This is a genomic window from Paraburkholderia atlantica, assembly GCF_009362785.1.
GTDB lineage: Bacteria > Pseudomonadota > Gammaproteobacteria > Burkholderiales > Burkholderiaceae > Paraburkholderia > Paraburkholderia atlantica.
In genome coordinates this window covers 1-26,770 of sequence record NZ_WHNQ01000007.1, presented here as the reverse complement: position 1 = coordinate 26,770, position 26,770 = coordinate 1, and the positions used below count along the sequence as shown (strand labels likewise).

Sequence of the window (26,770 nt, the reverse complement as noted above, 5' to 3'; positions counted from 1 at the left end):
GAAGAGCCTTATTTTTGAGCGCGGGCTCCTTATCGGCGGAGAGCGAGTTGTGCTCAGTCTTTTTAGGGCCCCCCCGGGGTTCGTTCTGGAGCGACGACTGATTGAAAGAGATCAAACGACATTCGTCCAGGTGCTTCCCATAACGGTTCCGTACGATGTCCAACGATTCGCCGTTGCAGACAACTATTCGAAAGAACTCGCCCCGTTGTATTACGAGGTTCGGTGTCAACTTCTAGAAAGTCGCACGTTCGGATAGCTGGAGAGTTCGGGAAGGGGATAGAGGCGGAAGAGATGGCCACCCAATTGACGCCCCCAGACCTAAGCGTCCTTTTTGAAACGCTCATCACCGCCAGCGGCGATTGCGAACTTGCCGATTGCGTGAAGGCCATAGTCAGCGCACTTGGCGGAGAGTCGTACGTCTTCGTTGCCATTTACCCCGGAGTGTCGACGGCGGCGCGTCCTACGCATCGTTTTTTGATCGGCTGCAGCCCAGAATGGTGCCAGATGTACAACACCAATAAGTGGTATATGACCGATCCATTTTTGGAGTATGCGCGAAGCAACACTGCACCAATCACCGGTTCGGAGATTGCGCTTGAGACGCAAGGCCAGTGTGAAATGCTTGCAGCCGCGAGTGAACATGGCTTCAGAAGTGGAATCGTCGTTCCCGTCCACACGAGCGTTTCAGACCGTCTGGGCGTTCTGTACATCGGTTCCGACGATAGCCAGGAGATTGGGGAAAAAAAGCTCGCTGCACATCGGTTGTACTTCAGGGCGCTCGCCTCGGAGCTACTGGATTGGTTCAATCGAGTCTCAAAGCGCGAACTAGTTGAGGCACATGGAATTACCGAAACGGATCTTCGTATATTGGGCTACTTGAAGATGGGATTTACGGCCGAAGATATTGCTCGCGAATTAGATGTTTCTATTCAGACGGTTTACGGAAACTATAAAAAGATAAAGGAAAAGATTGGGGTTTCTCATATTTCGGAAGCGGTTAAGTTCGCTCAGGTAAATGACCTTCTGGCGTAACTCGATTGGTGCATTTTGGCTAGCACTAACTTTGCCGATAGCCGCCGCTGGACTGTTCCTTGTCGGACAACCGTGGGCGTTCGCGATGATCGTCCTTTTTCTTGTTCCTATGCTGGACGCGGCGATAGGTCGTGGAACTCCGGGGGCGGGGAAATTCTTCGAGAAAACAACTGAGGATCAAGTGCCGTGTTGGTTCGCGGTCGCATGGATGGTCGCGATAGGAGTCGGCGCATGGCGCGCAAGCATGTCGTCTTGGATAGAGTTGATCGGACTTGCGACAGCTTGCGGATTACTCAGCGCGACCGCGATGGCGCACCTTCATGAACTTGCGCATCGATCGAATAGATTCTGGAGGGAGACAAGTGACATCGCATTCGCCGTCGCCGGCTATCCGCATTATCGATTCGCACATCAACTACATCATCAACACGTGGGAAATCCGAAGTTCGGTTCGGCGGCGCCTTTGGGAATGTCGGCGTGGCGCCATGCCGGTAGATCCTACTCGGCTGCCTTTACCTCTTCACTCTCCCCGCAGTCGTATCGTGATGGGAAGGTACCGTTGAGTTTGTTTAGAAACCTGGTCTTCTCCTTGTCTCTACTGGCCATAGCAGCGGCTCTGCAAGGTCGAGTTGCAATGTTCTATTTTGGCTATTCCATTGTTAGTATCTTTGTTGTCGAAACAGTGGGATATATGCAGCATTACGGTATCGTCGTGGATTCCTCCCGACCCACGATAACAGCTTGGGACGTCGACTTCTGGCTGTCAAACTGTCTGCTTGTCAACAACGGATTTCACAACGCTCACCATCGCGAAAGTGAGGCGAGATATTTGAATCTCAGTTCGCAAGGCGTCGCTATGCCCGCAGGCTACTTTCAGATGCTTTGGTTAGCGTTGTTTCCGCCGGCTTGGTACTACCTAATGGATCGACGCGCAAAGGTTTTACTCACGCGTCAACGACGTCGGCGTCTCGCTCTCAGAAATCAAACGCTTTGCGACGGTAACAAGATATGATGAATCTAATGTCTCAAGTTCGACCTCTATTGGGCAGCCGGTACGCGAGTAGTTTTTTTTCGTGGAGCGCGAATATGCAGGATCATAGTAATCGAGCATGATGCTCTCGAACAAGGCGACGATTTCATGACGCTCAGCCAGCGACATCCATTTTTGTAGGGTTACGCCGCTTATGAGGGCTTTTAGATAGCTTAGGCGCGTGACTAGACCCTCGGGGTCTTTTTCGAAGTGGGGATACTCGCGACGCCACATTTCGATTCGCTCGGCCATCGGCGTTTTGACCGAAAACAATCGTCCCTCATGCATTCGATCGAACAGCGCAGTAGGCAATTGGACTTGCCCAATACGTTTGCTCTCACCTTCAATCCAGACGCGTCTCGAAGAGTCCAGCCGATAAAGCTCGGCAAGCAACATGCTGTCGAATAGCTTCTGAGTGGGTTGTTGTCGTCCGGGAATTGCCCCAATGATCGATCCTCGGTGCGAGGCGAGATCTTCGAGATCGACGATCTGTGCACCAGACTCTCTCAAAGCAATCAGCAAACGCGTCTTCCCGCATCCTGTGGGACCGGACAGCACATTGAACTGCAAGCGGGCAGGGATCTCTTCAAGAGTTTCACGAACCCAGGTCCGATATCCTTTCCAACCCTTCGGGAGCCGTTCGACCTTGTAGCCAATTGTTTCTAACGTGTCTGCCCAGAGCTTGCTTCGTTTTCCACCCCGGAAGCAATAAACGAGAATTGACATTTTTCGACTTGGCCGAAAATACGGAAGCTCGAGGTGCCGCGCAATGTTTTTTAAAGAATAGGCGACGCCGATCTGATACGCGCGCATGGGATCAGTTCGATGCGTAGTACCGACTTCGGCGTACTCATCATCGAATACAACGGGCAGGTTTATCGCGCCTGGCAAATGGTCTTCGGCGAACTCACGCGGGCTCCGCGCATCGATCACCAAGTCAAACCTCTTCAAAGCATCCACGTCGTACATGTTTTGCCTCAATTATCACAGTGACGTTTAAAAGTCAATGTAGTTTGGTATGGTGCCGATCCCGCAGCCAGCGAACTAGACTTTTTCTTGCAGCGCTGCGTCCGACAACAGGTGCTGCCAGGCCGGCTCGTACGACCGTTCTACTACTGACCGGTCGTCAGAGTGTCATGTCTGACTTCAGGATACGCTGCTCTAAGGGGGCGCTGTAATAATCGAATGAGGGAATTGCGGGAGTTGCAGGTCAACGCTAAGGGACCGTGCTGCACATTTGGATCTGCTGGACGATCGAGTCGCCGTCCGGTTTGATTTGTGGCAAGTAACGGGGAAGTGATGCGGCAGAACGCTGCAGGCGATGAGGACGATCATGGATCACTCAGAGAACCCGTGTCAGCCAGCAGGAGCACGTGACGATAGCACCGTAGCGCTTGCTCCAAATTCACTGCAGAGGCGCCTAGACCAGGCCGAGGCTGACGTTCGACGCCTAACGGAGCAATTGAGAGGGAAGGAGCGACAACTGAGCGATATGGGAAAGGCGTTGCTTCGTACGGTGGCCGTGCATCATGCGATAGAAGAGCGGCAAGAGCAGGAGCTCGAGTCGTTGCGTGCGATGGCCCCATCATGGAGGACGTTGCAATGCGCCTGCGAGGAGCAATCGGAGCATTCTTACGGGATCACCGTTCGGCTGCCGTTTATCACCGAGATTCTTTCCGGAATGTTTGATGTCATGCATATTTTCTGGTCCCACTATGACGAGAACAATCCGCCCAAGTCGTCCGTTGTAGCGCGGGCGATCGACGAACGGTTGAATCTGAAAGCTCAACCCGACGGCGAGGCGTCTCGAAGCGCGCAGACGTATGCGTCTGCAATCCGACCTGATTGGCTGAAGGAGACTGCTGGCAGCCGATACTCGCGGTCGCGGTCCTGACGGGGTCTCCTGACGGTAAGACGGACTTCCCCGTCTGTGCTTCCTGTTGCTTGAATCGGATCTGTGCCGGACAGATCCGCACAAAGCCTGGAGGACGGAAGTCATGTCGGATTCGATACGTGTGGCAGGCGCGGTCCTGCGTCGCAAACAGGTTGAGCAGGTCGTCGGCCTGTCTCGTTCCACCATCTATCAGCGCATCAAGGATGGAACGTTCCCGAGGCCAGTATCGCTGGGCGGGCGAATGGTCGGCTGGCGAGCGTCGGACATCGAGACGTTTTTGGTCAATCCCGCCGGATACCGCGTGGCGGCCAGTCCTTTCGACAGGGCGCATGATGATGATTGATCCATCGCGTGCGTCGCTGCAATCCCGTCTCGACAACTGGGCCAATGCGTCACGTGGCGCCTACAATCCGATCGACGCAGCAAGGATCGAGGCGGCCTGGCGATGTCTCGAGCCTCGTCACAAGGAATTGCTTCGTATGGTGTTCTTGTGGCACGCCGGCCGCGAAGTGGTTTGTCGCCGCCTCAAAATTCCTCGTCATCCGCGCAGTCGTTACGAACTGGAACTCGCCGCAGCCGAGCACGCGCTTGCCCGTCTGCTGGAGAAGAAACAGCCGTAACATTTTTTCTGGAATTCGCCGGGTACCTCCGGAAACTGACGGACGACAGTGCGGAAATACCGGCGATTTCGAGGCTTGCCTCCCTGCAAAATCGCACCTAGAGTGCAGTCAACAATCTGTTCCGGTCGAGGCGCAAACGCACGACCGAGTACGCGGTAGCGGCTCCGATGTCCCGACGTATGTGTGTGGGCGTATGGCCGCAATATCGAGTCAAGCCTGTGAACCCTACGGTCGCAGGCTTTTTTGTTTTCTGCTGATCCCCCTTGAACCAGCGGCGTGCCTCCTTGGGCCCGCGGGGTTCTTTTTCCCCGCACTTCCGTTTCGGAACGTCGGCGCACGACGGATTGAATCGATGGAAGGTGGATCATGATCATGGATCGTTTCGTTCTCTGGTGTCGTGAACTGCGCGCAATGCGCAGTATTGCGCGGCGCTGGTCGTTTGCGCTGGCACTCCTCGTCGGCACCTCGGTTTTTACGCCGAGCGAGGCGCATGCAGACGACTGGGGTTGCCAGGCCATGCTTTGTCTGTCGAACCCCGGCGGTCCCGAGCAGTATGGCGAATGCGTGCCGCCAATCGAGAAGCTGTGGCGCGCGCTGCGTCACGGCGAGCCATTTCCTACGTGCGAGTTCGGTGCAGGTGGGGCGCAGAGTACGTCCGCCACCAACACGTTCGCTAGCGGCGGTTATTGTCGCGAGGACTTGCTGGTTTGGGCTAGGCCGGAACAAAGCGAACTGCTGTGTCGGGCAACCGGTGCCATCAACGTCATGATCGACAGCCATCTCTTTGCGCGCGTCTGGTGGGACGTCAGTGGACAGGGGCCAACGATCACCGAATTCTATGGGGCAGGCAGTACGCAAGCGCCTTATGACCCGAGGCAGTCCGCGGTGCGCTTCCTGCAACGCCTCGACCAGCAGCGTGATCGCTTCGGCGGGGGGAACTGATCATGTCCCTCGACCTCATGGCACTCGCGCAGCAGTGCGCGCCGCAGATCGCGCCGGTCACGATGGCAGCGATCGTGCGTATCGAGTCGGGATTCAATCCATATGCGATCGGCGTGGTGCATGGCCGGTTGCTGCGGCAACCAACGAGTGCCGCCGAAGCGGTGGCAACGGTGCGCGCGCTAGAGGCGAGGGGCCGGAATTTCAGCGTCGGGCTCGCGCAGGTGAATCGCGCGAACTGGCCAGCCTATGGCCTGACTGCGGATAACGCTTTCGAGCCGTGCCGCAACTTGGCGGCGGCCGCTGAAATCCTGCAAGGCTGCTTCGCGGCGGCGCGGATTCGGCAGGTCCATGGAGATGCCGGTTCTCAGGTTGACGGACAGACCGCGCTGCGCGCGAGCCTGTCCTGCTATGCGAGCGGCAATTTTTCGACCGGCTACCGGACGGGGTATGTACAGCGCGTCGTGGACGACGCGGCGGAGCAGTCGCTATCGCCGCCGAGCGTGCCGGCGATCATCCCCATCCCGTTCGCGCCGGTTGATTCTGCGACGCCGGTTCGCCCAGCTCGCCCCCCTTCCGTCATTCGACAGCCATCGCGGCAGGACCGCGATGGAGAGACTGCCACATCACCGGTTACGGATAAGCGGCACGAGCCGGATGGCAGTGCAGTGGTGTTCTAACTCGTCGTTTTGAAGAATCAGATAGTGATCGATCGAACAGGAGCTGATCATGTATTTAGGAATACTTTATAAAGTGCGAAAAGTCGATATGTGGACGATGCGATGGCTGTCCGGCCGAACGGCGGCGCGAGGAATCGCGATCGCCGCTTCCTCCCTGATGTTCGCGTCGCCTGCGTGGGCGCAGCTCTCGCAGGTCAATACGCTGCTGAGCACGATCCAGACGACGTTGCTGGGCGTGGGGGGCGTGATCTGCTCGATCTCCATCATCTGGGCGGGCTTCCGGATGATGTTCCAGCACGCCCGGTTCGGCGACATCGCGAATGTGTTCATCGGTGGACTCTTCGTCGGCTGTGCGACGGTCATCGCTGGCATGCTGATTCCGACGAGCTGATCCGGGGTGCCTGAACAATGAACTCGCTCAAGGATCCCGTCTTCAAGGGCTGCACGCGTCCAGCGATGCTCTGGAGTGTGCCGCTCGTGCCGTTCCTGATGGTCGGCGGCGGTATGCTGATCCCGGCCATCTGGGCACTGCTCGCGAGCCCACCACTTGGTGTCGCAATCCTCTTCCTGATGATCCCCGTGTTCGTCGTGATGCGGGTGATCGCGCGGCACGACGACCAACGCCTTGCGCAGTACGCGCTCCGCGTTCGCATGGCACTGCGCCACGGCAACCGCCGCTTTTGGGGCGTGCACGCCTATGTGCCGGTCCGCCTGAAGAGGAGGGCGTGACATGCCGGCCGAACCGCAACTCGTGTCCGTCGCGAACCGGGAAGTGCCGCTCGCCGGCTACATCCCGTACTCGACGCATGTGAGCGATCACGTAGTCAAGACGCGTGAAGGCGACTACCTGCAGGTCTGGAAGATCGCGGGCATCGCGTTCGAGGCGGCCGATCCTGCCGATATCCTTGCTCGGCATGACGGCCTCAACCAGTTCATGCGCGGGCTCGCAGGCGGCCATGTGGCGCTATGGTCGCATCGCCTGCGCCGGCGTGTGTCGGATCGCTTCCCGACGGCGTACCGGAACCGCTTTTGCGAGGAACTGGCCACACGCTACTACGCGAGCTTCGCGGGCTACCGGATGATGGCCAACGAACTGTATCTGACGTTGATCTACCGTCCGAACCGCACACAGCTCGGACGCGTCTTCAGCCGTGCGGCGCGCCGCACACGCGACGATATCCGGCGCGACCAGCTCGACGCACTGAAGGTGATGGCCGAACTGGCCGCTCAGGTCGAGGCGAGCCTCAAGCCCTACGATCCGGCCGCGCTCGGTGTCTATACGCGACAAATTCCCTTCACGTCGCGCCCGCGCCGCTACTCGTCGGCGCTGGAACTGCTCGGCTATCTGGTGAACGGCGTCTGGGAGCGCGAGCCCGTACCGTCCGGCCCGATCCGCGAGGCACTCCCGATGTCGCGCCTGTTCGTCGGGGCCGAGAAGATCGAAATTCGCATGCCGGCTAAGACCCGCTTCGCCGCGATGCTCGACCTGAAGGATTACCCGGAAGACACCGAGCCGGGCATGCTGAACGGTCTGTTGTACGGCGACTTCGAATATATCGAGACGCAGTCTTTCACGATTCTCGACCGACCCAGCGCGAAGGAAGCGCTAGAGCGGCAGCGCAACCAGCTTATCGCAGGCGAGGACGTCGCCGTATCGCAGATCGAGGCAATGGACCGCGCGCTCGATGACCTGATCAACGGCGATTTCGTTCTCGGCGAATACCACTATTCGCTGGCAGTGCTTGGCGACACGCTGGAAGAGGTATCCCGCAGCGTGGCGAAGGCTCGCACGCAACTGGCCGACGCCGGCTTCCAGACGGCACTCATCGACCTCGTGGCTGACGCGGCCTGGTTTGCGCAGCTACCGGCAAACTGGCGTTACCGGCCGCGCGAAGTGAAGCTCACGTCGCGCAACTTCTGCGGCCTGTCGAGCCTGCACAACTTCGCGACGGGAAAGCGCGACGGCAATCCGTGGGGCGAGGCGATCACGATCGTCAAGACGCCGAGCGGCCAGCCGCTCTACCTGAACCTCCACGCGACATCCGACAAGCAGGACTCACTCGACGAGAAGGCGCTCGCCAACACCCAGATTATCGGCCGGGCCGGCGCGGGTAAGACTGTACTCGAACTGTTCCTGCTCGCGATGGCGACGAAGTACGGCGTCACGGCCGTACTGTTCGACAAGGACCGCGGTACCGAGATCGCGATTCGGGCTATGGAGGGTGCCTATACGGTGTTCCGTCGTGGTGAGCCGACCGGGCTGAACCCGTTCCAGATGGCGCCGGCCGAACCGGTGATCGACTTCTGGGAGCGCCTCGTGCGCAAACTCGTAGACATCGGCGAGTTGCTGTCCGCGCGGGACGGACTCGACATCTCACGCGCCGTGCGCGAAGTCGCACGCATGGACAAGCCCCTGCGACGTCTGTCGATGGTCCGGCAACTCCTGCCGAACGTGGGCGAGAACAGCCTGCATGCACGGCTTGCGAAATGGTGCGCGGGCGGCCGGCTCGGCTGGGTGCTCGACAACCCGACCGACCGCATCGATCTCGCGCAAGCGACGCTGTTCGGCTTCGACGACACCGAACTGCTCGACGACGCGGAGGTGTCGACACCCGTCACAATGTATCTGCTGCACCGGACGGAGAATCTGATCGACGGGCGGCGTTTCGTGTATGTCATGACTGAATTCTGGAAGCGCCTGGACGATCCGGTTTTCACGGACTTCGCGAAGAACAAGCAGAAGACGATCCGCAAGCAGAATGGCCTTGGGATTTTCGATACCCAGTCGCCGGCCGATGTGCTGCGCAGTGACATCGCGAGTTCGTTGATCGAGCAGAGCGCGACGTTTTTCTTCCTGCCGAACCCGCGCGCCGATTACGACGATTACGTGCGTGGTTTCAAGCTGACCGAAGCCGAATTCAACATCGTGCGCAACCTCGGCGAGAACAGCCGCCTGTTTCTCGTCAAGCAGGGCCATCGCTCGGCCATCGGCCGGCTCGATCTCGCGGGCCTTGGGGATGTGCTCGATGTGCTGTCGGGCACGACCGACAACGTTGAACTGCTCGACACGATCCGCGCCCAGGTCGGCGACGCGCCACAGGACTGGTTGCCCGTCTTCCATGAACAACTTGCGAAGCGCCGCGCAGCACAGTCAGAACAGGCCGGCACACGCCAGTCGTCGCACTCGCCGGGACTGGGGGGTGTGAGATGAGCGGCCTCTTTACCGCTGTGGGCGGCACACTCGAGAACGGCATGTCGATCTACGTGACGAACGTGTCGACGGCGCTGTCCGGCGCGCTCGTGCCAGTTGTCACGACGGCTGTCTCGATCTGGGTGTTGGCCTACGGTCTCGCGGTGGTGCGTGGCGAAGCGCACGAAGCCGTGCCGGCGTTCGCGTGGCGCGGGCTAAAGGTGGCGATCACGCTCGCGTTCGCACTGAGTGCCGGCATCTACCAGCAGGAGGTCGTCACCGCTGTCGACGGTGCGACGTCCGGACTCGCCCAGACGATCCAGAACGCGGCGAACACGACGGGCGGTGGCAATCCCGGCTGCGGCTCGGCCAACGGCAGCAGCGTGACGGGGCAGGGTGTAGCGACCGGCATCTTCCAGACGCTCGACTGCTACGACCAGCAGATCGATCTCGTGATGGACGCCTACTTCGACAAGGCGACGCACGAAGGAATCAGCCCGAGTGGCCTCGCCGCCGCGATAGGCGATTTTCTGTGTGGCCTGGTGGCCGCGCTCGGGGGCTCGATCTTCCTGATCGTTCTGGCCTTCGAGGTCGTGATGGCGAGGATGCTGCTCGATCTCGTGCTCGGGCTTGGGCCCATTTTCATCGCCTGCGCGGCGTTCGCGCCGACCGCGCGGTTTTTCGAGGCGTGGACCGCGAAGGTCGCCAATTACGCGTTGCTGCAGGTCCTCGTGGCCGCCTTCCTCGGAATGGCGCTCACCGCGTTCTCGGCTGATCTCACGTCGCTTCATGCGACGGGTAGCGCACCCGGCGCCAATGCATCGGTCCTCGTGCAAGCCATTTCCGCCTCCCTGGACGACAGCGCGGCGGCCGCCGCCGCGATTGGCCTCTTCGCGACCGGCGTGTTCCTCGCGATGGTCGGCTGGCAGTTGCCGTCCGTGGCGGCGGGCTTGTCGGGCGGCGCAACGCTATCGGGCTTTGGCGCATTCGTGGCGGGCTTGGCCTCGCGGAGTTTGGCGGTTGCGATCGGCCGTGCGATCAGCGGTAACGGGCGAGGGCCGCGCCCAGGCGGCGAAATTCGCGATCGGACGGGCTCAGGTGGTGGGCCAGGAGGCGGCGGTGCGACCCCGGCCTATCAGAGAGTCGCGCGCGCGAACCTCGGTCAGCAGGGACGTTGAAGCGGAGGAGACGATCATGAACGGACGATGCAGACGGATGAGCGCCGCATGCGTGTGGGCGGCAGGGTGCCTCGGTGCGCACGCACAGGGCATCCCGGTCTATGACGCGCAGAACCTCATCCAGGCCATTGCCTCGGTGGGGCAACTGAAGCAGGAAGTGCAGCAGGAAATCCAGATCTACCAGTCGACGGTCGGCACGCGCGGCTTCGGTGCGCTCCTGAGCGATCCGGTCGTGGCGAACTCATTGCCGTCGAACTGGCAGAGCGTCTATACAGCGATCCAGAACGGGGGCTATGCGGGCCTGACGGGCAGCGCGCAAGCGTTGCGCTCGGCCAGCCAGATCTACAACTGCGAAGACCAGACCGGGATCGACCAGCAGGTATGCCAGCGCGCGCTCAACAAGCCCTATCAGGACAAGGCGTTCGGCCTGCAAGCCTACCAGACCGAACTGCAGGAGCTGGACCAGATCCAGGGCCTTGCGCAGCGGATCGACCTGACGCAGGACCCGAAGGGCATCGCGGAGTTGCAGGCGCGTATCCAGACCGAGTCCACGGCGGTCGGCAACGAGATGACGAAGCTGCAACTCTTCCGGATGCTGGCCGAAACCGAGGACAAGCTCACGGCCGAGCAGCAGAGTGAACTGGTGCTGAGCCGGGCAGCCAAGACCAACCGGCTGCAGGACCAGATGGTGCCGGCGTCGTTCGGAAAGTGAGGAGATCACCATGTCCCTGCTGACCTCTTTGGCACTGGCTTGCTGCGTCGCCTGGAGCCTGGCTGCCTGCAGCAGCGGGCCGACGGAACCCGTGTTGCCGGACGGGCTGCATCGTGTGCCGGTCAACCGCGTGCCGCCGGTGCCTGACGCACCAGCCACGGTACCGGCGGCTCCGGATCAGCACGCGTCCTCGGATGCCGGAGACCGGTCATGAGTGCGTCGCACGATTACGGGCGCGTGCTCGACATCGAGGCGTCGCTGACCCACCTGCAGGAGCGTTCCGAACGGCGCGCATGGCATGTCGCCTATGCGGCGATCGGCGTCGCCGTGCTCAGCGCCACTGCGCTGGCGGTGATGGTGCCGTTCTATCGCGTGGTGCCGCTGCCCATCGAGGTCGATCGCCTGACGGGCGAATCCCAGGTGATCGACGTGCTCGATGCTCGCCACGTGCATACGAATGAGATCCAGGACAAGCACTGGGTCGAAACCTATGTGCGCGCACGCGAGCGCTACGACTGGGGGCTGCTGCAGATGGACTACGACAGCGTCCTTGCGATGAGCGACGACGTGATCGCTCGCGATTACCGCGGCATCTATAGCGGCCCCGATGCGCTGGACCGGCAGTTGGGGCCGGGCATCGAGCGGCGCATCCGGCTCCTCTCCATCACGCTGCCGCCCGACGAACCCGGTCATGCAGTCGTGCATGTCGAGCGCACATCGTTCAAAAACGGCGAGGCCCATGCCGAACCCACGCAGCGTTTCGTGATCACGCTGGCCTACAGCTACCGGCCGCCTGTATTCACGCACGAAAGCGTGGCGATTGCCAATCCGTTCGGTTTCAAGGTCACGGCCTACAGTCGCGACCCCGAATATACGCCGCCGGCTGCGGCCCCCGCCTCGAATGTCGGAGGCACGCCATGAGAACGCCTGCTTTAGTCGTGGTGCTCGCTGCTGTGTTGCTCTCAAGTACGGCCTACGCGTTCGACCTGCCTGGATGGAACGACGACTCGCGCGTTCGCCAGGTGATCTATCGCGCGGACGACGTTGTGCGCATCGAGGCGCAGCGCGGTTTTTCCACCCACATCGCTCTCGATCCGCACGAGCACATCCTGGTCGTCGCGCCCGGAGACCGGGACGGCTGGCAAGTGGTCGCGAACAGGGGCGATCACGACGTGTACCTGAAGCCGCAGCTCGCCGCGCACGACTCGAATCTCGAGATCCGTACCGACCGGCACAGCTACAGCTTCGATCTGGTGGTGCTCCCGCTCAAGGCTAGGTTCGGCAACGACCGTGAGATGTACCGCGTGACCTTCGTCTATCCGGATGAGCTGGCGAAGCAGGCGCAAGGGGATTCGGATGCGGCGCGGGTCGCGAAGCGCCTGGCGCAACTGCCCACCGTGCGTAACGCGCGGTACTCGATGCAGGTCATGCCGGACTCCGACGACATCGCACCGACCGCGGCATGGGACGACGGGCGCTTTACCTATCTGCGTATCCCGAACAACCGACGCATGCCGGCGATTTTCCGGGTGGCCGACGACGGCACGGAAAGCGTGGTCGACAGGCACGTCGAAGGCGACACGATGGTCGTGCACGAGGTCGCGAAACGATTTGTGCTGCGGCTCGGCAATGAGGTCGTGGGCATCTGGAATGACGCCTACGACATGGACGGAGTGCCACCTCATGACGGCACGACGGTCAACGGGGTAAAACGCGTTCCGCGGAGTCACGATGATGAATGACGAACCCCCGCGCAATGTGATCGAACCCGACGATGCGCCCGGTTCGCTGCCTCGAAGTGGTCAGAACGAGGGGACATCGGGTGCTACTCCGGATCGCGGTATGCCCGCATTGGGTCAATACCGTGGTGCCCGCCCACGCGCCTGGTGGCTGACGCCGGTCGTGATCGTGGTGATGGTCGGCGCCGGCGCCGTCTGGACGGTGCATGGATTTCTCGCGCGCCACGATGCCGAAGCGAAGGCCAGGCGTGACACGCTAACCGATACGTCTTCCCAGGGACGCGTGTTCAAGGATCTGCCTGCATCGTCGGTCGATCATGCGGCCTCGGCCCCGGTACCGCCGAGCGCGGTTGCGGCTCCTTCCACGCCGGCGTCGGGTGCGGCCGTGGCTGCCGCGCCTGCTCGCGCCACACACGCGGTGGCAACCCGCAGCTACTTCGATGCGCCGCTGCTCGCAACGGGCGGTGGACAGGAGTCCGCGGGTGGGCTCCCAGACGGGACGGCGGCCGCGGCTTCCTCAGTTGTGGTCGCGGCGAGCGGCGCTGCCGGAGCGTTGGCCCAGGGGCCGGCCGGCGGCGCGCTCGCCCAGACATTGACGCCAACCGTCACGCAGCGCGTTCGGGCCGGGACGCTGGGCAACCGGAGTCTTATGCTCGCGCAGGGCGCCAAGATCGACTGCGCGGGCGATACGGCGTTCGATTCGACCGAGGCCGGCATCTCGACGTGCACCGTGACGAAGAACGTGTATTCCGACGATGGCCGTGTCGTGCTGATCGAGCGGGGTTCGCAGATCAACAGCCAATATCGTTCGAACCTGTCGCCAGGCCAGAAGCGGGTGTTCGTGCTGTCGGCCCGTATCGAGACGCCCCACGGCGTCACGGTCGAGATCGACTCGCCCGCGGCCGACGCGCTCGGTCGTATGGGCATCGACGGCTACGTGGACAACCACTGGCGCCAGCGCATCGGCGCAGCGATGCTGCTCGGCCTCACCCAGGACGCGATTGGCTATCTGTCGACCCGCGGCGGCAACTCCAGCGGGTCGGTGGTGTATGAGAACACGCAGCAGCAGGGCAACGACATGGCCACGCGCGTGCTCGACAGCACGATCAATATTCCGCCGACGCTGACGCAGAACCAGGGCGCGGAGTTCACGATCGTCGTCGCGCGCGATCTGGACTTCGGATCGGTGTATGCCTTGGAGCCGGAGGGCACGCGATGATGCCGCATATCCACCTGCCGGATGCACCTCGCGACCCGGTACTGACCCGGCTGCCCGACGACGCATCGGTGCGCGAGCTGATGCGTCCATTCGCGCCGCTGCTCGACGATGCCGAAGTGACGGAACTGGTGATTAACCGGCCGCAACGTGTGTTGGCCGAGAATGCGCTCGGCTGGCATGTTCACGATTGCCAGGAACTCGATTTCGACCGGTTGATGTCGTTCGCCGTGGCCGTGGCGACGCTGACCAGTCAGGAAATCTCGGTCCAGCATCCGATATTGTCGGCGCTGCTGCCGGGGGACGCGCGCGTCCAGATTGTGGTACCGCCGGTCGTGCCGCCGCGAACGGTGTCGGTGACGATCCGCCGCCCGTCCGCACGCGAGAAGACGCTCGATGCGTACCGTGACGACGGACTGTTCGACGAGACGGTCTGGCATCGTCCGGATGGGCTTGATTCAGCCTTACCCGCATTGCGCGCCGAAGACCGCAAGCTGGTCCGGTGCCTGGAAGCGCACGACTGGGGCGCCTTCTTCGATGGGGCGGTCACGGGCCGACTCAACATCGCGGTCGTCGGCAATACGGGTTCCGGGAAAACCAGTTTCATGAAGACCCTGTGCCGCTCGATTCCGGCGACCGAGCGGATCGTGACGATCGAGGATGTCCGCGAACTGTTCATCCGGCACATCGAGAACTGCGTCCACCTGCTGTACAGCAAGGGCGGCCACGGCCAGGCGCGCGTGACGCCCGCCGATCTGATCGCGAGCACGATGCGCATGCGCCCGGATCGCGTGCTGCTCGCCGAGTTGCGCGGCGCCGAAGCCTATGACTTCCTGAAGCTTCTGACGACCGGACACGCGGGCTCGATCACGAGTTACCACGCGCCCAATGCGACGGTCGCGATCGAACGCTTTGCGCTGATGGCAAAGGAACACCCGGAAGCCGCTGCCCGGGACGATGCCGCGCTCAAGCGCCTGCTGTTTCTGACCATCGATGTCGTCGCGCACATGGATGCACGTCCGGTCTTCAATGCAGCGGGCGAGCAGACCGGCAGGCGGTGGGGCATGACGGAAGTGTGGTTCGATCCGGTGCGCAAGGCGCGCACTGCATTCGTCTAGGGGGCGGCGATGAGCTACCCGTCTTCCTCTTTGCTTCAGCACACCAGGACAGCCGCCATGACATTGGCCGTGCTGGCTTGCCTGATGGGTGGAGTAGCCGCATCGCTCTGGCTCGCGTCGTTTTTCCTGTACGCGAGCCTGCGGATCAATCCGCTGCACGCGGGACTGTGGGGCTGGCTCGATGCTATGCTGGCCTGGCGGCATGAAATGATGCCGAACGTCGGTCGCAAGCTCGCGGGGACGGCGCTGTTTGGCGTGCTCCTGTCCTTCGGCGGCCCGGTTCTCGGCGGGCATGCGCTATGGGCGAGCGCGAACCGGCGTCGTCTCTACGGCTGCGCGCGTTTTGCGAGCGAGTCGGACATCCGTCTGGCGGGGTTGCTATGACGATGTGCACGCACCTCGATACGCCGCGCGCGATCGTCGTCGGCATATGGCGCGGGCGTTATCTGCGCTTCGCTGGTCAGCAGTTCGTGCTGCTGGCAGCGCCCGCCCGCTCGGGCAAGGGTGTGGGCATCGTGATCCCGAATCTGCTCAGTTTCCCCGATTCGGTGGTGGTGCTCGACATCAAGCAGGAAAACTATGCGGCCTCGGCCGGTTTCCGCGCCGCGCACGGACAGGATGTATACCTGTTCAATCCGTTCGCGGAAGACGGGCGCACGCATCGCTACAATCCGCTGTCGGCGATCTCGGACGGTCTGTTTCGGGTTGGCGACATTCTCGCGATCGGCTACGCCCTCTATCCGCCGGGGGGCCATGATGATTTCTGGAAGGACCAGGCGCGAAACCTGTTCCTCGGTATCGTGCTTCTACTGTGCGAATGGCGTGACGCGCGCCGGGCCGGCAGGGGGACGCCGATTCCCGACTACCCCGTCACGATGGGCGAGGTGCTGCGGCAGTCGTCGGGCAATGGCATGCCTGTCAAGACATATCTCCAGCGCGCGCTGGTCCAGCATCGCGATCTACTGTCGGGCCAGTGCGTTGACGCGCTGAACCGCTTCCTGTCGAACGACGACAAGGTGCTGGCGAGTGTGCTGGCGACGTTCAACGCGCCGCTCACGATCTGGGCCAATCCGATGGTCGACGCGGCGACCAGTGCAAACGACTTTGACCTGCGTGATGTGCGCCGTCGCCGGATGTCGGTCTATATCGGCATCACGCCCGATCATCTGTCGGAGGCGGCGCTGCTCGTCAATCTCGTGTTCTCGCAACTCGTCAACCTGAACACGAAGCAGTTGCCCGAAGCCGATCCCACGCTGAAATTCCAGTGCCTCGTGCTGCTCGACGAGATGACCTCGATCGGGAAGATCCACATCATCGCGCGCGCGGTGGCCTATATGGCGGGCTACAACCTGCGTCTGCTGTCGATCGTCCAGTCGATCGCGCAACTCGAGTCGGTCTACGGACGAGCCGATGCGCGCACCTTCATCACGAACCACGCGATGCAGATCCTCTATGCTCCGCGCGAGCAGAAGGACGCGAACGACTACTCGGAAATGCTCGGTACGCTCACGGACCAGTCGCGCAGCGTGAGCCGCCCGAGCGGATTCTTCGGGAGCCGGGGCGGGCCGAGCGAAAGTGTGTCCGAACAGCGCCGGCCGTTGTTGCTACCGCAAGAGCTGAAGGAGTTGGGGCGCGAGAAGGAAATCATCGTGCTCGAAAACACCAAACCGATCCTGGCCGACAGGATCTGCTACTGGCGCGATCCCGGGTTTGCGTCGCGCATCGTGGCCGCGCCGTCCGTGCCCGCCATGAATCTGATCCATTTCACCGCGGTGGTCGAGCGCCGGTTGCGCGATTTGCATCACGACGAGATCGATCCGGAGGGCGCCGGGCTGATGCGCCTGCCGACCGAGTACCTGGAAGTCCTGCAGGCGTGGGATCCGCGTGACCTGCCGCCGAACCTGTCCGACATCAGCGAGGAGGAGGCCGTGGCTTACGTCGAACGGCATTTCATGCTGCTGGGTGTCCCGGCCCGACAGGTGGTGCAGGCGAGACGTCACCTGAGCGTCGACGATCTCGATGTGGCGGAACTCGATTTTGTTGAGCCGGAGCGGCGCGCAACCGCGGACGGCTCACGAGCCATGGGAGCGCTGCAATGACGACCCCCTACGTGGATGAGGCGGACCGTGCTCGTGCCGCGCTCGCCGTGATACCCGCTGACGACTATGAGACCTGGGTCGACATGGCGTTCGCGCTCAAGCAGGGCTTCGGCGACGAGGGTTTTGAAATCTGGGATGCGTGGAGTCGAACGGCCGCTAACTATAACGAGCACGCGGCCCGAACTACGTGGCGCTCGGTCAGCGCATCGGGCGGCAAGACGCTCGCCACGCTGTTCTGGCAGGCGCGCCAGCATGGTTTCGACCTGAAGCGAACGGCTTATCCGGACCGCATGTCCGCCGTGCTTGCACCGTCGCCAGAGGTGCTGGCGCAACGCGCACGCGAGGAGGCGCAACGGCAGGTGCGCCATGCGGCAGTGGCGCGAGAGGCCGTGGCGATCTGGCAGTGGGCAAGGCCAGTCGGGCCGGAGCATCCGTATCTCGTGCGCAAGCGCCTCGAGCCGATGGACACGCTGCACGAGCTGGATGCACTGGAACTGCACGCACTGCTCGGCTATGCGCCGGCCAGCGAGGAAGAACCGCTGACGGGGCGCGTGCTGATCGTGCCGGTCTGGAACGGGCCGATCTCGACACTGGAGCTGATCGACGAACACGGGCGGAAATCGTCATTGGCCGGCGGCGTGAAGAGGGGCGGCTACTGGATGACGGAGCCGACACTGGTTCCGATGAATGAATCATCGCGGATCCTGATCGCTGAAGGCATGGCGACGGCCTTGTCCGCTTCGCGCGCGACAGGCTGGTCCGCGGTGGCTGCGCTCTCGGGCGGGAATCTGTCGATGGTGGCAACGAACCTTCGCGAGCGATATCCCGATGCAGACCTGATCGTACTCGGCGAACTGGGCAGTGGCGAGGCGCAGGCGCGGCAGGCTGCGGAAGCGGCTCACGCCCGTGTGACCTGGCCGGCGTTTGCCGCTGATGCGCGCATCGACGACAAGGTGCCGACCGATTTCAGCGACATGGCGGTCTTGTCGGGCTTTGATGCCGTCGGCGCACATCTGCGCGCCGTGGTCCGCTCTGTCGTGAAGGCGGAAGGTCAACCGGGTGTCTCCACCGCATCCGGTATGACAGTGGTTGAGGTGGATGAGCGCGAGGAGGGCAGGATGATGAGCAATGTCAAGGAAAGGCTGCTGGCCGACGAGGAAGGCAAGCCCCGTCGCCGGTCCTCGAAGCTTAGTGCGCCGAAACAGGCGACGCCGGAGGTGCCGGCCACGGACGGGGCGTCCGGCTCGGCGCCCTCCTCGGTGGATGCGCCTGCGGCGTCGTCGTCGGCTGCTGCTGCGCCGGTTGAGGATCCGCCGCGGTTTGCGTCGACGCGCCCGCCGGTCGGCGAGCCGCTGTTTGGCGTGGGTGACGTGTCAAACGAGGTCAGGGCATTGGCCGAGCACCGGTTCGGCTCGCCGCTCAGGATGGGGACGCCGCGCGAAAACGGTGGCCCTTATCGCGGCGAGGTGTTCGACACGGAACACTATCTGATCCAGGAGGTCGCGACGCGCAGCGTCGTGTTCCATCGCAAGGATCAGATGACCTTCGTGTCCGAGCGTCTGAAGTGGATGGACGAAAACGCGCGGCTGAACGGTTCCGAGTTGCAGGTCGGTTATGACGGCGGCGAGGCCCGGGTCTATCCGTGGAACCGTGCGCGCGAACTGCTGGAACGCGCCGTCGGCTCGCTGAAGAAGTCCGCCCGTGAGTTGAATTACAGCCCGAATCTGGAGGGGATGCTCGACCAGTTGCAGGCGAGATCTTGGGCACGTATCCGGGAGGCGCGGGCGGCCGCGCTGGAGAAATCCCGGGAACAGAACGCGTCGCGCGAAGCAGACTCGACGCCCGACCGATAAAAGACGGCAGTTGTGCTCACGTGCGACGCCGATCTTAAGGATGCGAGGTGGTGACATGGCTCAGACAACTTCCGCTCACGAGGCCGATCCGGTCATCAACGTGATCGAACCGGACGTGCCGGGCAACAGCGGCGGCGGCCCGGCGGCTGCGGACGAACGTCGGGACAGGCTGGACTCGGCCGCGAGGGATGCGGTATCTGCCCGACGCCGGCGCGAGTTCGATGCTGCCCGCGCGCGGTTGCGCGATCAGGCGATCCGTGACGATGCCGTCACGCCACAGCAGGCCGATACCCGATCGCCAACCGGGGCGACGGTCGAGGCGGATCGGGTCCGTGCGCCGCTCGACCAGCCGCCCCAACGCGTGCGCAAGCGTTATCTGCGCGCGGGCAATCAGTATTTTCTAAAGGACGAGCCGTATCAGCTTGCGTTCGAGGATCTGGGGCCGTACCTCGTCACCGACCACAACCGGCCGGACGTGGTCGAGTCGATGATCGACATGGCGCACGCGAAATCGTGGCGACGCATTCGTGTGTCGGGCCATGAGGCATTTCGTAGCGAGGCGTGGTTGCAGGGCACGCTACTCGGTATCGAGGTGAGCGGCTACGAGCCGAAAGCCGCAGACCTGGCGCGTCTGGCGGATGCCCGGCAGGCGCGGCTGGACAATCGCGTCGAGGTGGCGCCGAAGGTCGGCGCAACGGCTGCTGCAACCGAGCAGGATCGCGTTCCGGCCGTCGCTTCGGCCGTACCTCGAATCAACATCGGCGCGACCGTCAACGGAACCTCGTCTTCCGCGTCAGTCCGTGCGCCCGCATCGAAACCGCCCATCCCTAAAGCAAACCGGAACGCTGCCAGCGACGAGGCCGACGTCCCTCGACGGTACGTCGGCGAACTGCGTGAGCATGGGGGCGCCCCGTACCAGCACAACCCCGCACGCAGTGACTCGTACTACGTAATATTTCGCGATGAGGCCGGCATCGATCAGGTCGTGTGGGGCGTCGATCTGGAGCGTGCGATACGCGAAGCGAATGGTCAGATCGGGCAGCAGGTCACTCTCGAAAACCTCGGCAAGCGCTTCGTCACCGTGCGGCTGCCCATCCTAAATCAGGAAGGCAGGGTGATCGGCGAAGAGGAGAAGGACGTCTATCGCAATACGTGGCAGGTGGAGGTCGCGCAGCGGGATCGGACAGCCGCTCGCTTGCCGTCACGATCCGACGAGTCGGCCGGCGGCGAGAGCCGATCTGCCGATTTGCGTGCCGAGCCTATTGCCGCGGAGGAATCGCATCGCCGTCGTGACGCGGAATATTCGGAGAGCGAACGAGCCTTGCACGTCGCGGTGCTGGCGGCTGCCATGCGTGAGCAGGGCTTCAGCGAGCGTTCCGTTGCTCGCGTGCAGCAGCGTGCGGAACGCATGCTGGCTGCGTTCCAGCACGAGGGCATTCCGGTCCCGACACCGAGGGTATTCGATCCGGCCGCGCCATCGGGACGGGATCGACGTAAGCGTTCTACTCCGGAACGCACGCCTGCCCGCGAGATCGACTGGACACCCGTTGAGCTGTCATCCCCGTCACCGTCCCGCTGAGGTGAATTGTGGTAATGCGCGAGCGTTTGTGTGTCGAACTCGGTGCCGTCAGGGTGCGCTGGGACGACTGGTGCGCGCGCCGGGGTTTGACGGCGGCCGAGGGGGTGCGCCAGTTGATCGCAATTGCGGTCCACGACGATCTGGATGGAGAATCCGGCGCGCTCCTGCCGGGCCTGCCCCGGCCGGTCGTCGGGGAGCCGCGCAGTCGCGTCGAAATCCGGCTAACCGCGTCGGAACTGGGCGCGGTCGAACAGCGTGCCGCTGCGTTGGGTCTCGGTGGGAATCGATGGATCGTGTCGCTGGTTCGTGCGCAATTGACGCGGCAGCCTCAACTGGGCGAGCACGAAATGCGCGCGCTATCGGTGTCCAGCCAGCAGCTCGCCGGGATCAGCCGCTTATTGAGCCAGCTCGCGCGCGCTGGCGGGATAGAACTCCCGCATCAGGATCTGACGGTCGACTGGGCGGAGACGCGAAAGCGTATCGACGACCACCTGCGTGCCACGGTGGCTGTCATGCGCGCGAACCTCGATCGATGGAGTCGCTGACATGCCTTATCCGAAAATCTACATCGATGCGATGCTCGTGAACTGGGGCGATCGGTTGTTTCAGGAGCCGTTGCGGCATGCACGTGCGTCGCAGCTCTCGCGTGTAGACATTCGGGACGAGGGTGCGCGCATGCGCGCGCAGATTGCCCGCACGCTCAGGCGCACTCCGGAGGTCATGGTCAAGATCACGAACAAGGCGGCAAGCGCGCAGGGCATGGGTGCCGTGCGTCGGCACCTACGGTACATCTCCCGTAACGGCAGGATCGAGCTGGAAGACCAGAACGGCGAGCGTATTGCCGGAAAGGATGCCCTGCGCGATCTCACGAAGACCTGGGAGCTTGGCGGGTGGGGTATTCCGGAGACCAGCACGCGGCGCGAGGTTTTCAACATTCTGCTGTCGATGCCGCCCGGAACGGACCGGCAGGCGGTGCGCAATGCGGCGCGGGACTTCGCGGCGCTCGAGTTCGGAGATGGCCGAGCGTACGTTTTCGCGGCGCACGACGACGAGGCGCATCCGCATGTCCATGTGAGCGTGCAGGTGCGCGGCCCGGACGGTCGCCGCCTGAATCCGCGCCACGGGGATCTGCAGCACTGGCGCGAGCATTTTGCGGAGACGTTGCGTGAACACGGTGTCGAGGCGAATGCCACGCCACGGCGCGCGCGTGGCGTGACGCAGCGGTATCCGAAGCCGGCGGTTGCCCATATGATCGCGCGCGGCGAAACGCCGAGATACTGGAAATCGTTGCCGACTGACGAGCAACGCGACGCGGGCTGGATTGCCCATGGTGGCGCATTCGCCGCCTGGCGAGAAATGGCCCACGTGATGGCAAGGTCGCGTGCGCCTGAGGATCGTGCGATGGCCGTTGAAATGGCGTACTTCGTCGGCGCCATGCCGGTGCAGCGAGATCGGCCGGTGTTGGGGCGTGTGCAGGATGCCCGGCACGAGCAACCGGATCGTCACGTGTCGGACACCCCAGATCGCCCGGGTGTTGCCGGGCCGGACCTGGAGCGTTGATGCCGGGAGGGCGTAATGGCTGTCGTGGATCGGCGGCAAACGCCGTCTGGCCGATATCCTGATTTCCCGGTTTCCCCCACATACCTGCTATGTCGAGGTCTTTGCGGGCGCCGGCGGAGGTCGAGTATTGAACGACGTCAACGATGATCTCATCAATCTCTATCGCGTCGTGCAGCACCATCCCGAAGTGTTCATCCGTCAGTTCAAGTGGATTCTGCTATCTCGACCCACCATACTGGCAGACTCCGGGATACAGTGTACCGTTCGGTTTTGAGCAATGCGAGCGAATGGCGAGCGTGATAAGGGCGATCGAAGGGCGTGCGATTGTGACCGTGAACGACCATCCAGACATGCGGGAAGTATTTGCGGGGCTGGATTTCGAGCGGATCGAAATCCAGTACACGCTCGGCGGCGCAGAGGCCCTTGGACCGCGTGGGGAACTGATCTTCTACAGTTGGAATAGGGTGGATGAACCGGCGGGACTGTCTTGACAGGGGCCTTAATAAACTGGTGTAAAGCCTGCTGGCCGCAAGGATGGGCGGGCGCGCGGTCTTGCTCGACCTTGATCGTTCATCAATCGATGAGCCACGCTGGTGTTCCTTTGAATGTCGCGAAGAGGAGAAACAGCAGGGCGATCGCGAGAAGGGGGATGCCGTAGAGCACCACCGGGAAAAACAGCGCGAGTTGGAGGATCGATCCGCCCGCGCCATACGGCAGGTTCGTGTCTCGAATGTTTTCGTAGATCAGCCAGATGACCGCCGCAAGGCCCATTGTCATGAGGACCACGCCGCCCGACGTCGGCTCATGATGCAAGAAGGCTATGCCCCACGCGACATAGCCCCACCAGAGCAGATTGATGCCGATGGCCGCAAGCCAGAATCCGCGTGCGGTGAAAAAGCGGTAGCCGAACCGGCGCCGGCAGTGACGGCCGAAGAGCTGGATGCCCTTGGCAACACCGGCCATAGCGCCAAGGATAATCGCAAGTTTTAGAAACTCCATCGAATGTTCTCCCGGATATTTAATTCGATTGTATTGCTTGCGCCGTTCAGTAGAAGTGGCTGGCGGCAACGGCAAGATGTAGTGATCGCTCTTTCCAAGAATAGATGACCATGCCACGAACGCAACAATTCCTATTTATGATTATTTTCATCGTTGCTTGATATTTTTTCTTGCCGGTGCTGAGCGTTAGACTCAAGCAAGGAGAGTCAAGAAGATGAGCAGACAACGCGGGCGCGCTACACGCTGAATTGGAGCTGGAAGCGGTTAGGCTGGTCAACGCCGGTTAGAGCGCTGCGGGGGGGGGCGCCCGCGACCGCCGGACTGCGCAATTTGACGGGCCGTGTCGATGACGACGGCACCGCGCCGATCTGGGCGATCACGTCGACTGTGAGCGGCAATGGCGATCTGGGGCCGACCCGAATCAAATCGTAGCGATTCGCGATATCGTCAAAAACAAGACGGCTCCGGGCGTAGCGCAGGAAAAGTTCTTAACGCTGCGCAGCGCGGGTTTCGCGGAAGTGCTAAGAGGTGATTCGTTCGATCGCTTGCGCAATTGCACAGCGTTCGACAACTGAAAGCAAGGCGCCAGCCTGACGGAGGCAAAATGTATCCATTGGTGCAAAAAATGAAGGGGCGGATAATTGGGGCTATCCGGGCCTTCGTTTCGGGACATGGCCTGCCTCATCGACGGATTTCACCAGCAAACGGCCGATTCTTCGCCTCGGTGCTCTAAATCCCACCTGATTTCTGTCGATTAACGGGTGCGGCGCGCTGATGATGACGGCGCCCACACTGATGGAAAAAAGTTGCCGACCCCTGAATTTGTGAACTATGCTCGACTTTACTGTGTTCGGGCTCAAGCCGGGGCTGGGAACACTCCTGGGAGGAACTGCGATGGCAGAGCTAGCTCGTGGCCTGTATCGGATCACCGAGCCCGCCACTCTGCGATACAGACATAACTCGAAGGGCCAGTATCACTCGGTCTTAAACGGAGAGCGGCTCCCCATCGATGCCTTGGTCATGCCTTGGTCTATTCCATCGGGGGAAATCCGTTTAGACACGCGTCGTATTTCGACGGTAACGCCACGGCCGGAACTCAGGAAGGGGCGTTGACGCTTGGCGGCTGGCGAACCGACCACACTTCGGTTCAGCATAGAACTGTGCATTTCATGCTGGACGGACTAGATGCAAAACGTGTGGTCGACGAGGCTGGTGTTAGAACGAAGTTGGGCGTGCAGGATAAGGGTAAAGGACCCGTGAAGCACTGCACCGGCGCAGAAATGAGACGATTGATGCGCCAGAGGATGTCGCACGCCGGACTTCGGGGCGGTAGAGACTATGGCATTGACTTGCAACGTGTGCAGTTCTACTTAGCCGCTGCGCGGGTGCCGGCCCCTTGGGAACCGGGGGGCACCGGGTGCGTGGACAGCGGCGTGGCGCGAATACAGCCGTCGCTGGTCAGAAAATCACCTCTAGAAATGAAACTTGCCACCAGAATCGTTGATTCACACCTCCATTTTTACGACCACAAACAGAACCGGCACACATTCCTGGACGAGGTCGATCGCGGCTACGAAGCATTTGTGGGCAATTACGACGCTCTTCCACGACGTTACTTGCTCGACGATTACCTTTCCGACACCAACGGCTATAACGTCGAGGCCGTGGTGTGGCACGAATTCCTGTCGTCGGAACCTTTCAAAGAAGCGGCCTGGGCGCAAAAGGCGGCGAATGAGAGAGGGATACGGCATGCGTTGGTCGCGTTGGTCGACTTCCTCGACCCCGAACTCGAACGAAAGCTCGATCAATACAGCACGCTTCCCAAGCTGACATCGGTGCGAGAGCATCTTGTATGGGACGAACGCAATCCTGCGTATTTCGGATGAACGTGACCGGCCGTTTCGGGATCGTGACCGGCGATTTCGGCAACGTGACCGGTTATTTCGGGAACGTGACCGAGCGGACCGGATGGCTGGATTGGCGTTGCGCATGACATCAACCACGCGGGCTATGCTCGCCGGCTTTGGCCGGAGAAAGCATGCCCGCGCACCGGATGAACATGCGCATGATCAAGGACGTTTTACGACTTAAATTCGACGGCGGTTTCTCCCACGATCGGATCGCCGCGTCGCTGGGCATTTCCAAGGGCGTGGTCACGAAGTACGTCGGACTGGCTGGCGCCGCCGGGCTGGACTGGGCAAGTGCCTGTGACATGGACGAAGGCGAGCTCGAGCGGCGGCTTCTCGGCAAGCCAACGGGGCCCGCAGCCTACGCCCAGCCCGACTACGGGCGCATCCATCAGGAATTACGCCGCAAGGGCGTGACGCTGACGTTGCTGTGGGAGGAGTACCAGGCCGAGTTTGCGGACCGGCAGACCTACCGCTACACGCAGTTCTGCGAGCACTACAAGGCGTTCACGAAACGCCTGAAGCGCTCGATGCGGCAGATCCACCGCGCCGGCGAGAAGCTGTTCGTCGACTTCGCTGGCCCCACGTTACCCCTGACCACGGGGCGCCGCGCGCACATCTTCGTGGCGGCCATGGGCGCCTCGAGCTACACGTTCGCGTGCGCGACGCCGGCCGAAACGATGGAGGACTGGCTGGGCGGCATCGCACGCGCGCTGAGCTTCTATGGCGGCGTGCCGCAGCTGATTGTGCCGGACAACCCGCGCGCGATGATTGCCGATCCCGATCGCTATGAACCTCGCGCGGGCGACACCGTGCTGGACTTCGCGCGTCATTACGGCACCTCATTCCTGCCTGCTCGCGTCTATCGCCCGAGGGACAAGCCGAAAGTAGAGGTTGCGGTCCAGGTGGTCGAACGCTGGATCATGGCGCGTCTGCGTCATCACCGGTTTGCGTCGGTCCAGTCGGTCGATGACGCGATCCGTCCGCTACTGAAGAACCTTAACGAGCGCCCGTTCCAGAAGCTGCCGGGATGTCGTGCCAGCGCATTTGCTGAACTGGACGCGCCGGCTCTACAACCGCTGCCGGCACAGCCCTATGAGCTCGCTCGATTCAAGACGGTGACAGTCCACATCTTGTGTGGCGAAGCGATTTCTGTGGCCTTGGCGCCGATGAGCTGCTTCCGGCGGAGATCCTCGCAGTCTGAAGGCCACAGAAGCAGGTCTCAATTTGAGGAGCAATATTACCTTTCCGCTTTTCTTGCGGAAGGAGGGCTCCTCATGTTCGATCAACTTTTCAAGGACCCGGCTGCAGTTGCCCGTCACACCACCGCGCCGCTCTACCGCGAGCGGGTTCGATACCTCGAGTACATGCAACGCCATCGGGCTTCCCGCAAGACCCTGATTCGCAATGCAACGTACATGATGC

At 62.0% G+C, this 26,770-nt stretch carries 27 protein-coding genes and 1 pseudogene; 26 read left to right on the top strand and 2 right to left on the bottom strand.

Annotation, left to right across the window (positions count from 1 at the left end):
- Nucleotides 1-291 precede the first annotated feature (291 nt).
- Entirely contained in the window at nucleotides 292-1,032 is a 741-nt protein-coding gene (locus GCT19_RS12360) for a helix-turn-helix transcriptional regulator (RefSeq protein WP_152852102.1), read from the top strand.
- Nucleotides 1,016-2,044: a fatty acid desaturase gene (locus GCT19_RS44795; protein ID WP_152852101.1), complete on the top strand. Its 1,029-nt coding sequence runs from the start codon at nucleotides 1,016-1,018 to the stop codon at nucleotides 2,042-2,044. The genes GCT19_RS12360 and GCT19_RS44795 overlap by 17 nt, the downstream gene beginning before the upstream one ends.
- On the opposite strand, the gene mnmH is transcribed toward GCT19_RS44795, so the two are convergent.
- A complete protein-coding gene (gene mnmH / locus GCT19_RS12350; RefSeq protein ID WP_152852100.1) occupies nucleotides 1,973-3,031 on the bottom strand; it encodes a tRNA 2-selenouridine(34) synthase MnmH in 1,059 nt (352 codons plus the stop codon). The genes GCT19_RS44795 and mnmH overlap by 72 nt on opposite strands.
- A 523-nt stretch (nucleotides 3,032-3,554) precedes the next feature.
- Here mnmH and GCT19_RS12345 point away from each other — a divergent pair.
- The 22 genes and pseudogenes from GCT19_RS12345 to GCT19_RS12240 all read left to right on the top strand — a co-directional run bounded on the left by GCT19_RS12345 (nucleotide 3,555) and on the right by GCT19_RS12240 (nucleotide 22,930).
- On the top strand, nucleotides 3,555-3,956 hold the full coding sequence (locus GCT19_RS12345; protein WP_227749240.1) for a hypothetical protein: 402 nt from the start codon (nucleotides 3,555-3,557) through the stop codon (nucleotides 3,954-3,956).
- Between the two features lie 103 nt (nucleotides 3,957-4,059).
- Entirely contained in the window at nucleotides 4,060-4,299 is a 240-nt protein-coding gene (locus GCT19_RS12340; protein ID WP_129956349.1) for a helix-turn-helix transcriptional regulator, read from the top strand.
- Entirely contained in the window at nucleotides 4,286-4,576 is a 291-nt protein-coding gene (locus tag GCT19_RS12335) for a hypothetical protein (RefSeq protein WP_321576793.1), read from the top strand. Before GCT19_RS12340 ends, GCT19_RS12335 begins: the two co-directional genes overlap by 14 nt.
- 366 nt (nucleotides 4,577-4,942) lie before the next feature.
- Nucleotides 4,943-5,518 carry a hypothetical protein gene (locus GCT19_RS12330; protein ID WP_152852098.1) on the top strand — a complete coding sequence of 192 codons (576 nt, stop codon included), beginning with the start codon at nucleotides 4,943-4,945 and terminating at the stop codon, nucleotides 5,516-5,518.
- A gap of 2 nt (nucleotides 5,519-5,520) precedes the next feature.
- Nucleotides 5,521-6,195 carry a lytic transglycosylase domain-containing protein gene (locus tag GCT19_RS12325; protein WP_152852097.1) on the top strand — a complete coding sequence of 225 codons (675 nt, stop codon included), beginning with the start codon at nucleotides 5,521-5,523 and terminating at the stop codon, nucleotides 6,193-6,195.
- Nucleotides 6,196-6,292: 97 nt separating this feature from the next.
- Complete coding sequence (locus GCT19_RS12320; protein ID WP_227749247.1) at nucleotides 6,293-6,586, top strand: TrbC/VirB2 family protein; 294 nt, start codon at nucleotides 6,293-6,295, stop codon at nucleotides 6,584-6,586.
- Nucleotides 6,587-6,603: 17 nt separating this feature from the next.
- The gene (locus GCT19_RS12315; RefSeq protein ID WP_152852095.1) at nucleotides 6,604-6,924 is read left to right on the top strand and encodes a type IV secretion system protein VirB3; all 321 of its coding nucleotides are present in this window, start codon (nucleotides 6,604-6,606) and stop codon (nucleotides 6,922-6,924) included.
- A gap of 1 nt (nucleotide 6,925) precedes the next feature.
- Nucleotides 6,926-9,406 (top strand): VirB4 family type IV secretion/conjugal transfer ATPase, encoded by a 2,481-nt coding sequence (locus GCT19_RS12310; protein WP_152852094.1) that lies wholly within the window; start codon nucleotides 6,926-6,928, stop codon nucleotides 9,404-9,406.
- Nucleotides 9,403-10,563, top strand: coding sequence for a type IV secretion system protein (locus GCT19_RS12305; RefSeq protein WP_152852093.1), 1,161 nt, complete (start codon nucleotides 9,403-9,405; stop codon nucleotides 10,561-10,563). Before GCT19_RS12310 ends, GCT19_RS12305 begins: the two co-directional genes overlap by 4 nt.
- A 16-nt stretch (nucleotides 10,564-10,579) precedes the next feature.
- On the top strand, nucleotides 10,580-11,275 hold the full coding sequence (virB5, locus tag GCT19_RS12300; RefSeq protein ID WP_152852092.1) for a P-type DNA transfer protein VirB5: 696 nt from the start codon (nucleotides 10,580-10,582) through the stop codon (nucleotides 11,273-11,275).
- A gap of 10 nt (nucleotides 11,276-11,285) precedes the next feature.
- Nucleotides 11,286-11,489, top strand: a complete 204-nt coding sequence (locus tag GCT19_RS12295) for a hypothetical protein (protein WP_152852091.1) — start codon at nucleotides 11,286-11,288, stop codon at nucleotides 11,487-11,489.
- On the top strand, nucleotides 11,486-12,196 hold the full coding sequence (locus GCT19_RS12290; RefSeq protein ID WP_152852090.1) for a virB8 family protein: 711 nt from the start codon (nucleotides 11,486-11,488) through the stop codon (nucleotides 12,194-12,196). The genes GCT19_RS12295 and GCT19_RS12290 overlap by 4 nt, the downstream gene beginning before the upstream one ends.
- Nucleotides 12,193-13,017, top strand: coding sequence for a P-type conjugative transfer protein VirB9 (gene virB9, locus GCT19_RS12285; protein WP_152852089.1), 825 nt, complete (start codon nucleotides 12,193-12,195; stop codon nucleotides 13,015-13,017). Before GCT19_RS12290 ends, virB9 begins: the two co-directional genes overlap by 4 nt.
- The gene (gene virB10 / locus GCT19_RS12280; protein ID WP_152852088.1) at nucleotides 13,010-14,233 is read left to right on the top strand and encodes a type IV secretion system protein VirB10; all 1,224 of its coding nucleotides are present in this window, start codon (nucleotides 13,010-13,012) and stop codon (nucleotides 14,231-14,233) included. Before virB9 ends, virB10 begins: the two co-directional genes overlap by 8 nt.
- On the top strand, nucleotides 14,230-15,348 hold the full coding sequence (gene virB11 / locus GCT19_RS12275) for a P-type DNA transfer ATPase VirB11 (protein WP_152852087.1): 1,119 nt from the start codon (nucleotides 14,230-14,232) through the stop codon (nucleotides 15,346-15,348). Before virB10 ends, virB11 begins: the two co-directional genes overlap by 4 nt.
- Before the next feature lie 9 nt (nucleotides 15,349-15,357).
- Nucleotides 15,358-15,732 carry a hypothetical protein gene (locus tag GCT19_RS12270; protein ID WP_152852086.1) on the top strand — a complete coding sequence of 125 codons (375 nt, stop codon included), beginning with the start codon at nucleotides 15,358-15,360 and terminating at the stop codon, nucleotides 15,730-15,732.
- Nucleotides 15,729-17,447, top strand: a complete 1,719-nt coding sequence (locus tag GCT19_RS12265; protein WP_152852085.1) for a type IV secretory system conjugative DNA transfer family protein — start codon at nucleotides 15,729-15,731, stop codon at nucleotides 17,445-17,447. The genes GCT19_RS12270 and GCT19_RS12265 overlap by 4 nt, the downstream gene beginning before the upstream one ends.
- Nucleotides 17,444-19,300, top strand: coding sequence for a PriCT-2 domain-containing protein (locus tag GCT19_RS12260; protein WP_152852084.1), 1,857 nt, complete (start codon nucleotides 17,444-17,446; stop codon nucleotides 19,298-19,300). The genes GCT19_RS12265 and GCT19_RS12260 overlap by 4 nt, the downstream gene beginning before the upstream one ends.
- Before the next feature lie 55 nt (nucleotides 19,301-19,355).
- A complete protein-coding gene (locus tag GCT19_RS12255) occupies nucleotides 19,356-20,879 on the top strand; it encodes an LPD7 domain-containing protein (RefSeq protein WP_152852083.1) in 1,524 nt (507 codons plus the stop codon).
- Between the two features lie 53 nt (nucleotides 20,880-20,932).
- A complete protein-coding gene (locus tag GCT19_RS12250) occupies nucleotides 20,933-21,424 on the top strand; it encodes a plasmid stabilization protein (protein WP_321576792.1) in 492 nt (163 codons plus the stop codon).
- A gap of 1 nt (nucleotide 21,425) precedes the next feature.
- Nucleotides 21,426-22,439, top strand: coding sequence for a relaxase/mobilization nuclease domain-containing protein (locus GCT19_RS12245; protein ID WP_152852081.1), 1,014 nt, complete (start codon nucleotides 21,426-21,428; stop codon nucleotides 22,437-22,439).
- A gap of 19 nt (nucleotides 22,440-22,458) precedes the next feature.
- Nucleotides 22,459-22,930, top strand: a pseudogene (locus tag GCT19_RS12240) (DNA adenine methylase).
- Nucleotides 22,931-23,012: 82 nt separating this feature from the next.
- Here GCT19_RS12240 and GCT19_RS12235 read toward each other — a convergent pair.
- Nucleotides 23,013-23,555 (bottom strand): hypothetical protein, encoded by a 543-nt coding sequence (locus GCT19_RS12235; protein WP_321576791.1) that lies wholly within the window; start codon nucleotides 23,553-23,555, stop codon nucleotides 23,013-23,015.
- Nucleotides 23,556-24,463: 908 nt separating this feature from the next.
- On the opposite strand from GCT19_RS12235, the gene GCT19_RS12225 reads away from it, so the two are divergent.
- Together GCT19_RS12225 and istA are read left to right on the top strand one after the other, a co-directional pair.
- On the top strand, nucleotides 24,464-25,324 hold the full coding sequence (locus GCT19_RS12225; protein ID WP_152852080.1) for a hypothetical protein: 861 nt from the start codon (nucleotides 24,464-24,466) through the stop codon (nucleotides 25,322-25,324).
- Between the two features lie 173 nt (nucleotides 25,325-25,497).
- The coding region (gene istA / locus GCT19_RS12215; RefSeq protein WP_408582383.1) for an IS21 family transposase at nucleotides 25,498-26,770 on the top strand (1,273 nt) is incomplete at its 3' end.

Bases quoted from the DNA above. Each gene is read 5' to 3' on its own strand.
- GCT19_RS12360 (WP_152852102.1), top strand. From the start codon at position 292: ATGGCCACCCAATTGACGCCCCCAGACCTAAGCGTCCTTTTTGAAACG.
- GCT19_RS44795 (WP_152852101.1), top strand. From the start codon at position 1,016: ATGACCTTCTGGCGTAACTCGATTGGTGCATTTTGGCTAGCACTAACT.
- mnmH (WP_152852100.1), bottom strand. From the start codon at position 3,031: ATGTACGACGTGGATGCTTTGAAGAGGTTTGACTTGGTGATCGATGCG.
- GCT19_RS12345 (WP_227749240.1), top strand. From the start codon at position 3,555: ATGGGAAAGGCGTTGCTTCGTACGGTGGCCGTGCATCATGCGATAGAA.
- GCT19_RS12340 (WP_129956349.1), top strand. From the start codon at position 4,060: ATGTCGGATTCGATACGTGTGGCAGGCGCGGTCCTGCGTCGCAAACAG.
- GCT19_RS12335 (WP_321576793.1), top strand. From the start codon at position 4,286: ATGATGATGATTGATCCATCGCGTGCGTCGCTGCAATCCCGTCTCGAC.
- GCT19_RS12330 (WP_152852098.1), top strand. From the start codon at position 4,943: ATGATCATGGATCGTTTCGTTCTCTGGTGTCGTGAACTGCGCGCAATG.
- GCT19_RS12325 (WP_152852097.1), top strand. From the start codon at position 5,521: ATGTCCCTCGACCTCATGGCACTCGCGCAGCAGTGCGCGCCGCAGATC.
- GCT19_RS12320 (WP_227749247.1), top strand. From the start codon at position 6,293: ATGCGATGGCTGTCCGGCCGAACGGCGGCGCGAGGAATCGCGATCGCC.
- GCT19_RS12315 (WP_152852095.1), top strand. From the start codon at position 6,604: ATGAACTCGCTCAAGGATCCCGTCTTCAAGGGCTGCACGCGTCCAGCG.
- GCT19_RS12310 (WP_152852094.1), top strand. From the start codon at position 6,926: ATGCCGGCCGAACCGCAACTCGTGTCCGTCGCGAACCGGGAAGTGCCG.
- GCT19_RS12305 (WP_152852093.1), top strand. From the start codon at position 9,403: ATGAGCGGCCTCTTTACCGCTGTGGGCGGCACACTCGAGAACGGCATG.
- virB5 (WP_152852092.1), top strand. From the start codon at position 10,580: ATGAACGGACGATGCAGACGGATGAGCGCCGCATGCGTGTGGGCGGCA.
- GCT19_RS12295 (WP_152852091.1), top strand. From the start codon at position 11,286: ATGTCCCTGCTGACCTCTTTGGCACTGGCTTGCTGCGTCGCCTGGAGC.
- GCT19_RS12290 (WP_152852090.1), top strand. From the start codon at position 11,486: ATGAGTGCGTCGCACGATTACGGGCGCGTGCTCGACATCGAGGCGTCG.
- virB9 (WP_152852089.1), top strand. From the start codon at position 12,193: ATGAGAACGCCTGCTTTAGTCGTGGTGCTCGCTGCTGTGTTGCTCTCA.
- virB10 (WP_152852088.1), top strand. From the start codon at position 13,010: ATGAATGACGAACCCCCGCGCAATGTGATCGAACCCGACGATGCGCCC.
- virB11 (WP_152852087.1), top strand. From the start codon at position 14,230: ATGATGCCGCATATCCACCTGCCGGATGCACCTCGCGACCCGGTACTG.
- GCT19_RS12270 (WP_152852086.1), top strand. From the start codon at position 15,358: ATGAGCTACCCGTCTTCCTCTTTGCTTCAGCACACCAGGACAGCCGCC.
- GCT19_RS12265 (WP_152852085.1), top strand. From the start codon at position 15,729: ATGACGATGTGCACGCACCTCGATACGCCGCGCGCGATCGTCGTCGGC.
- GCT19_RS12260 (WP_152852084.1), top strand. From the start codon at position 17,444: ATGACGACCCCCTACGTGGATGAGGCGGACCGTGCTCGTGCCGCGCTC.
- GCT19_RS12255 (WP_152852083.1), top strand. From the start codon at position 19,356: ATGGCTCAGACAACTTCCGCTCACGAGGCCGATCCGGTCATCAACGTG.
- GCT19_RS12245 (WP_152852081.1), top strand. From the start codon at position 21,426: ATGCCTTATCCGAAAATCTACATCGATGCGATGCTCGTGAACTGGGGC.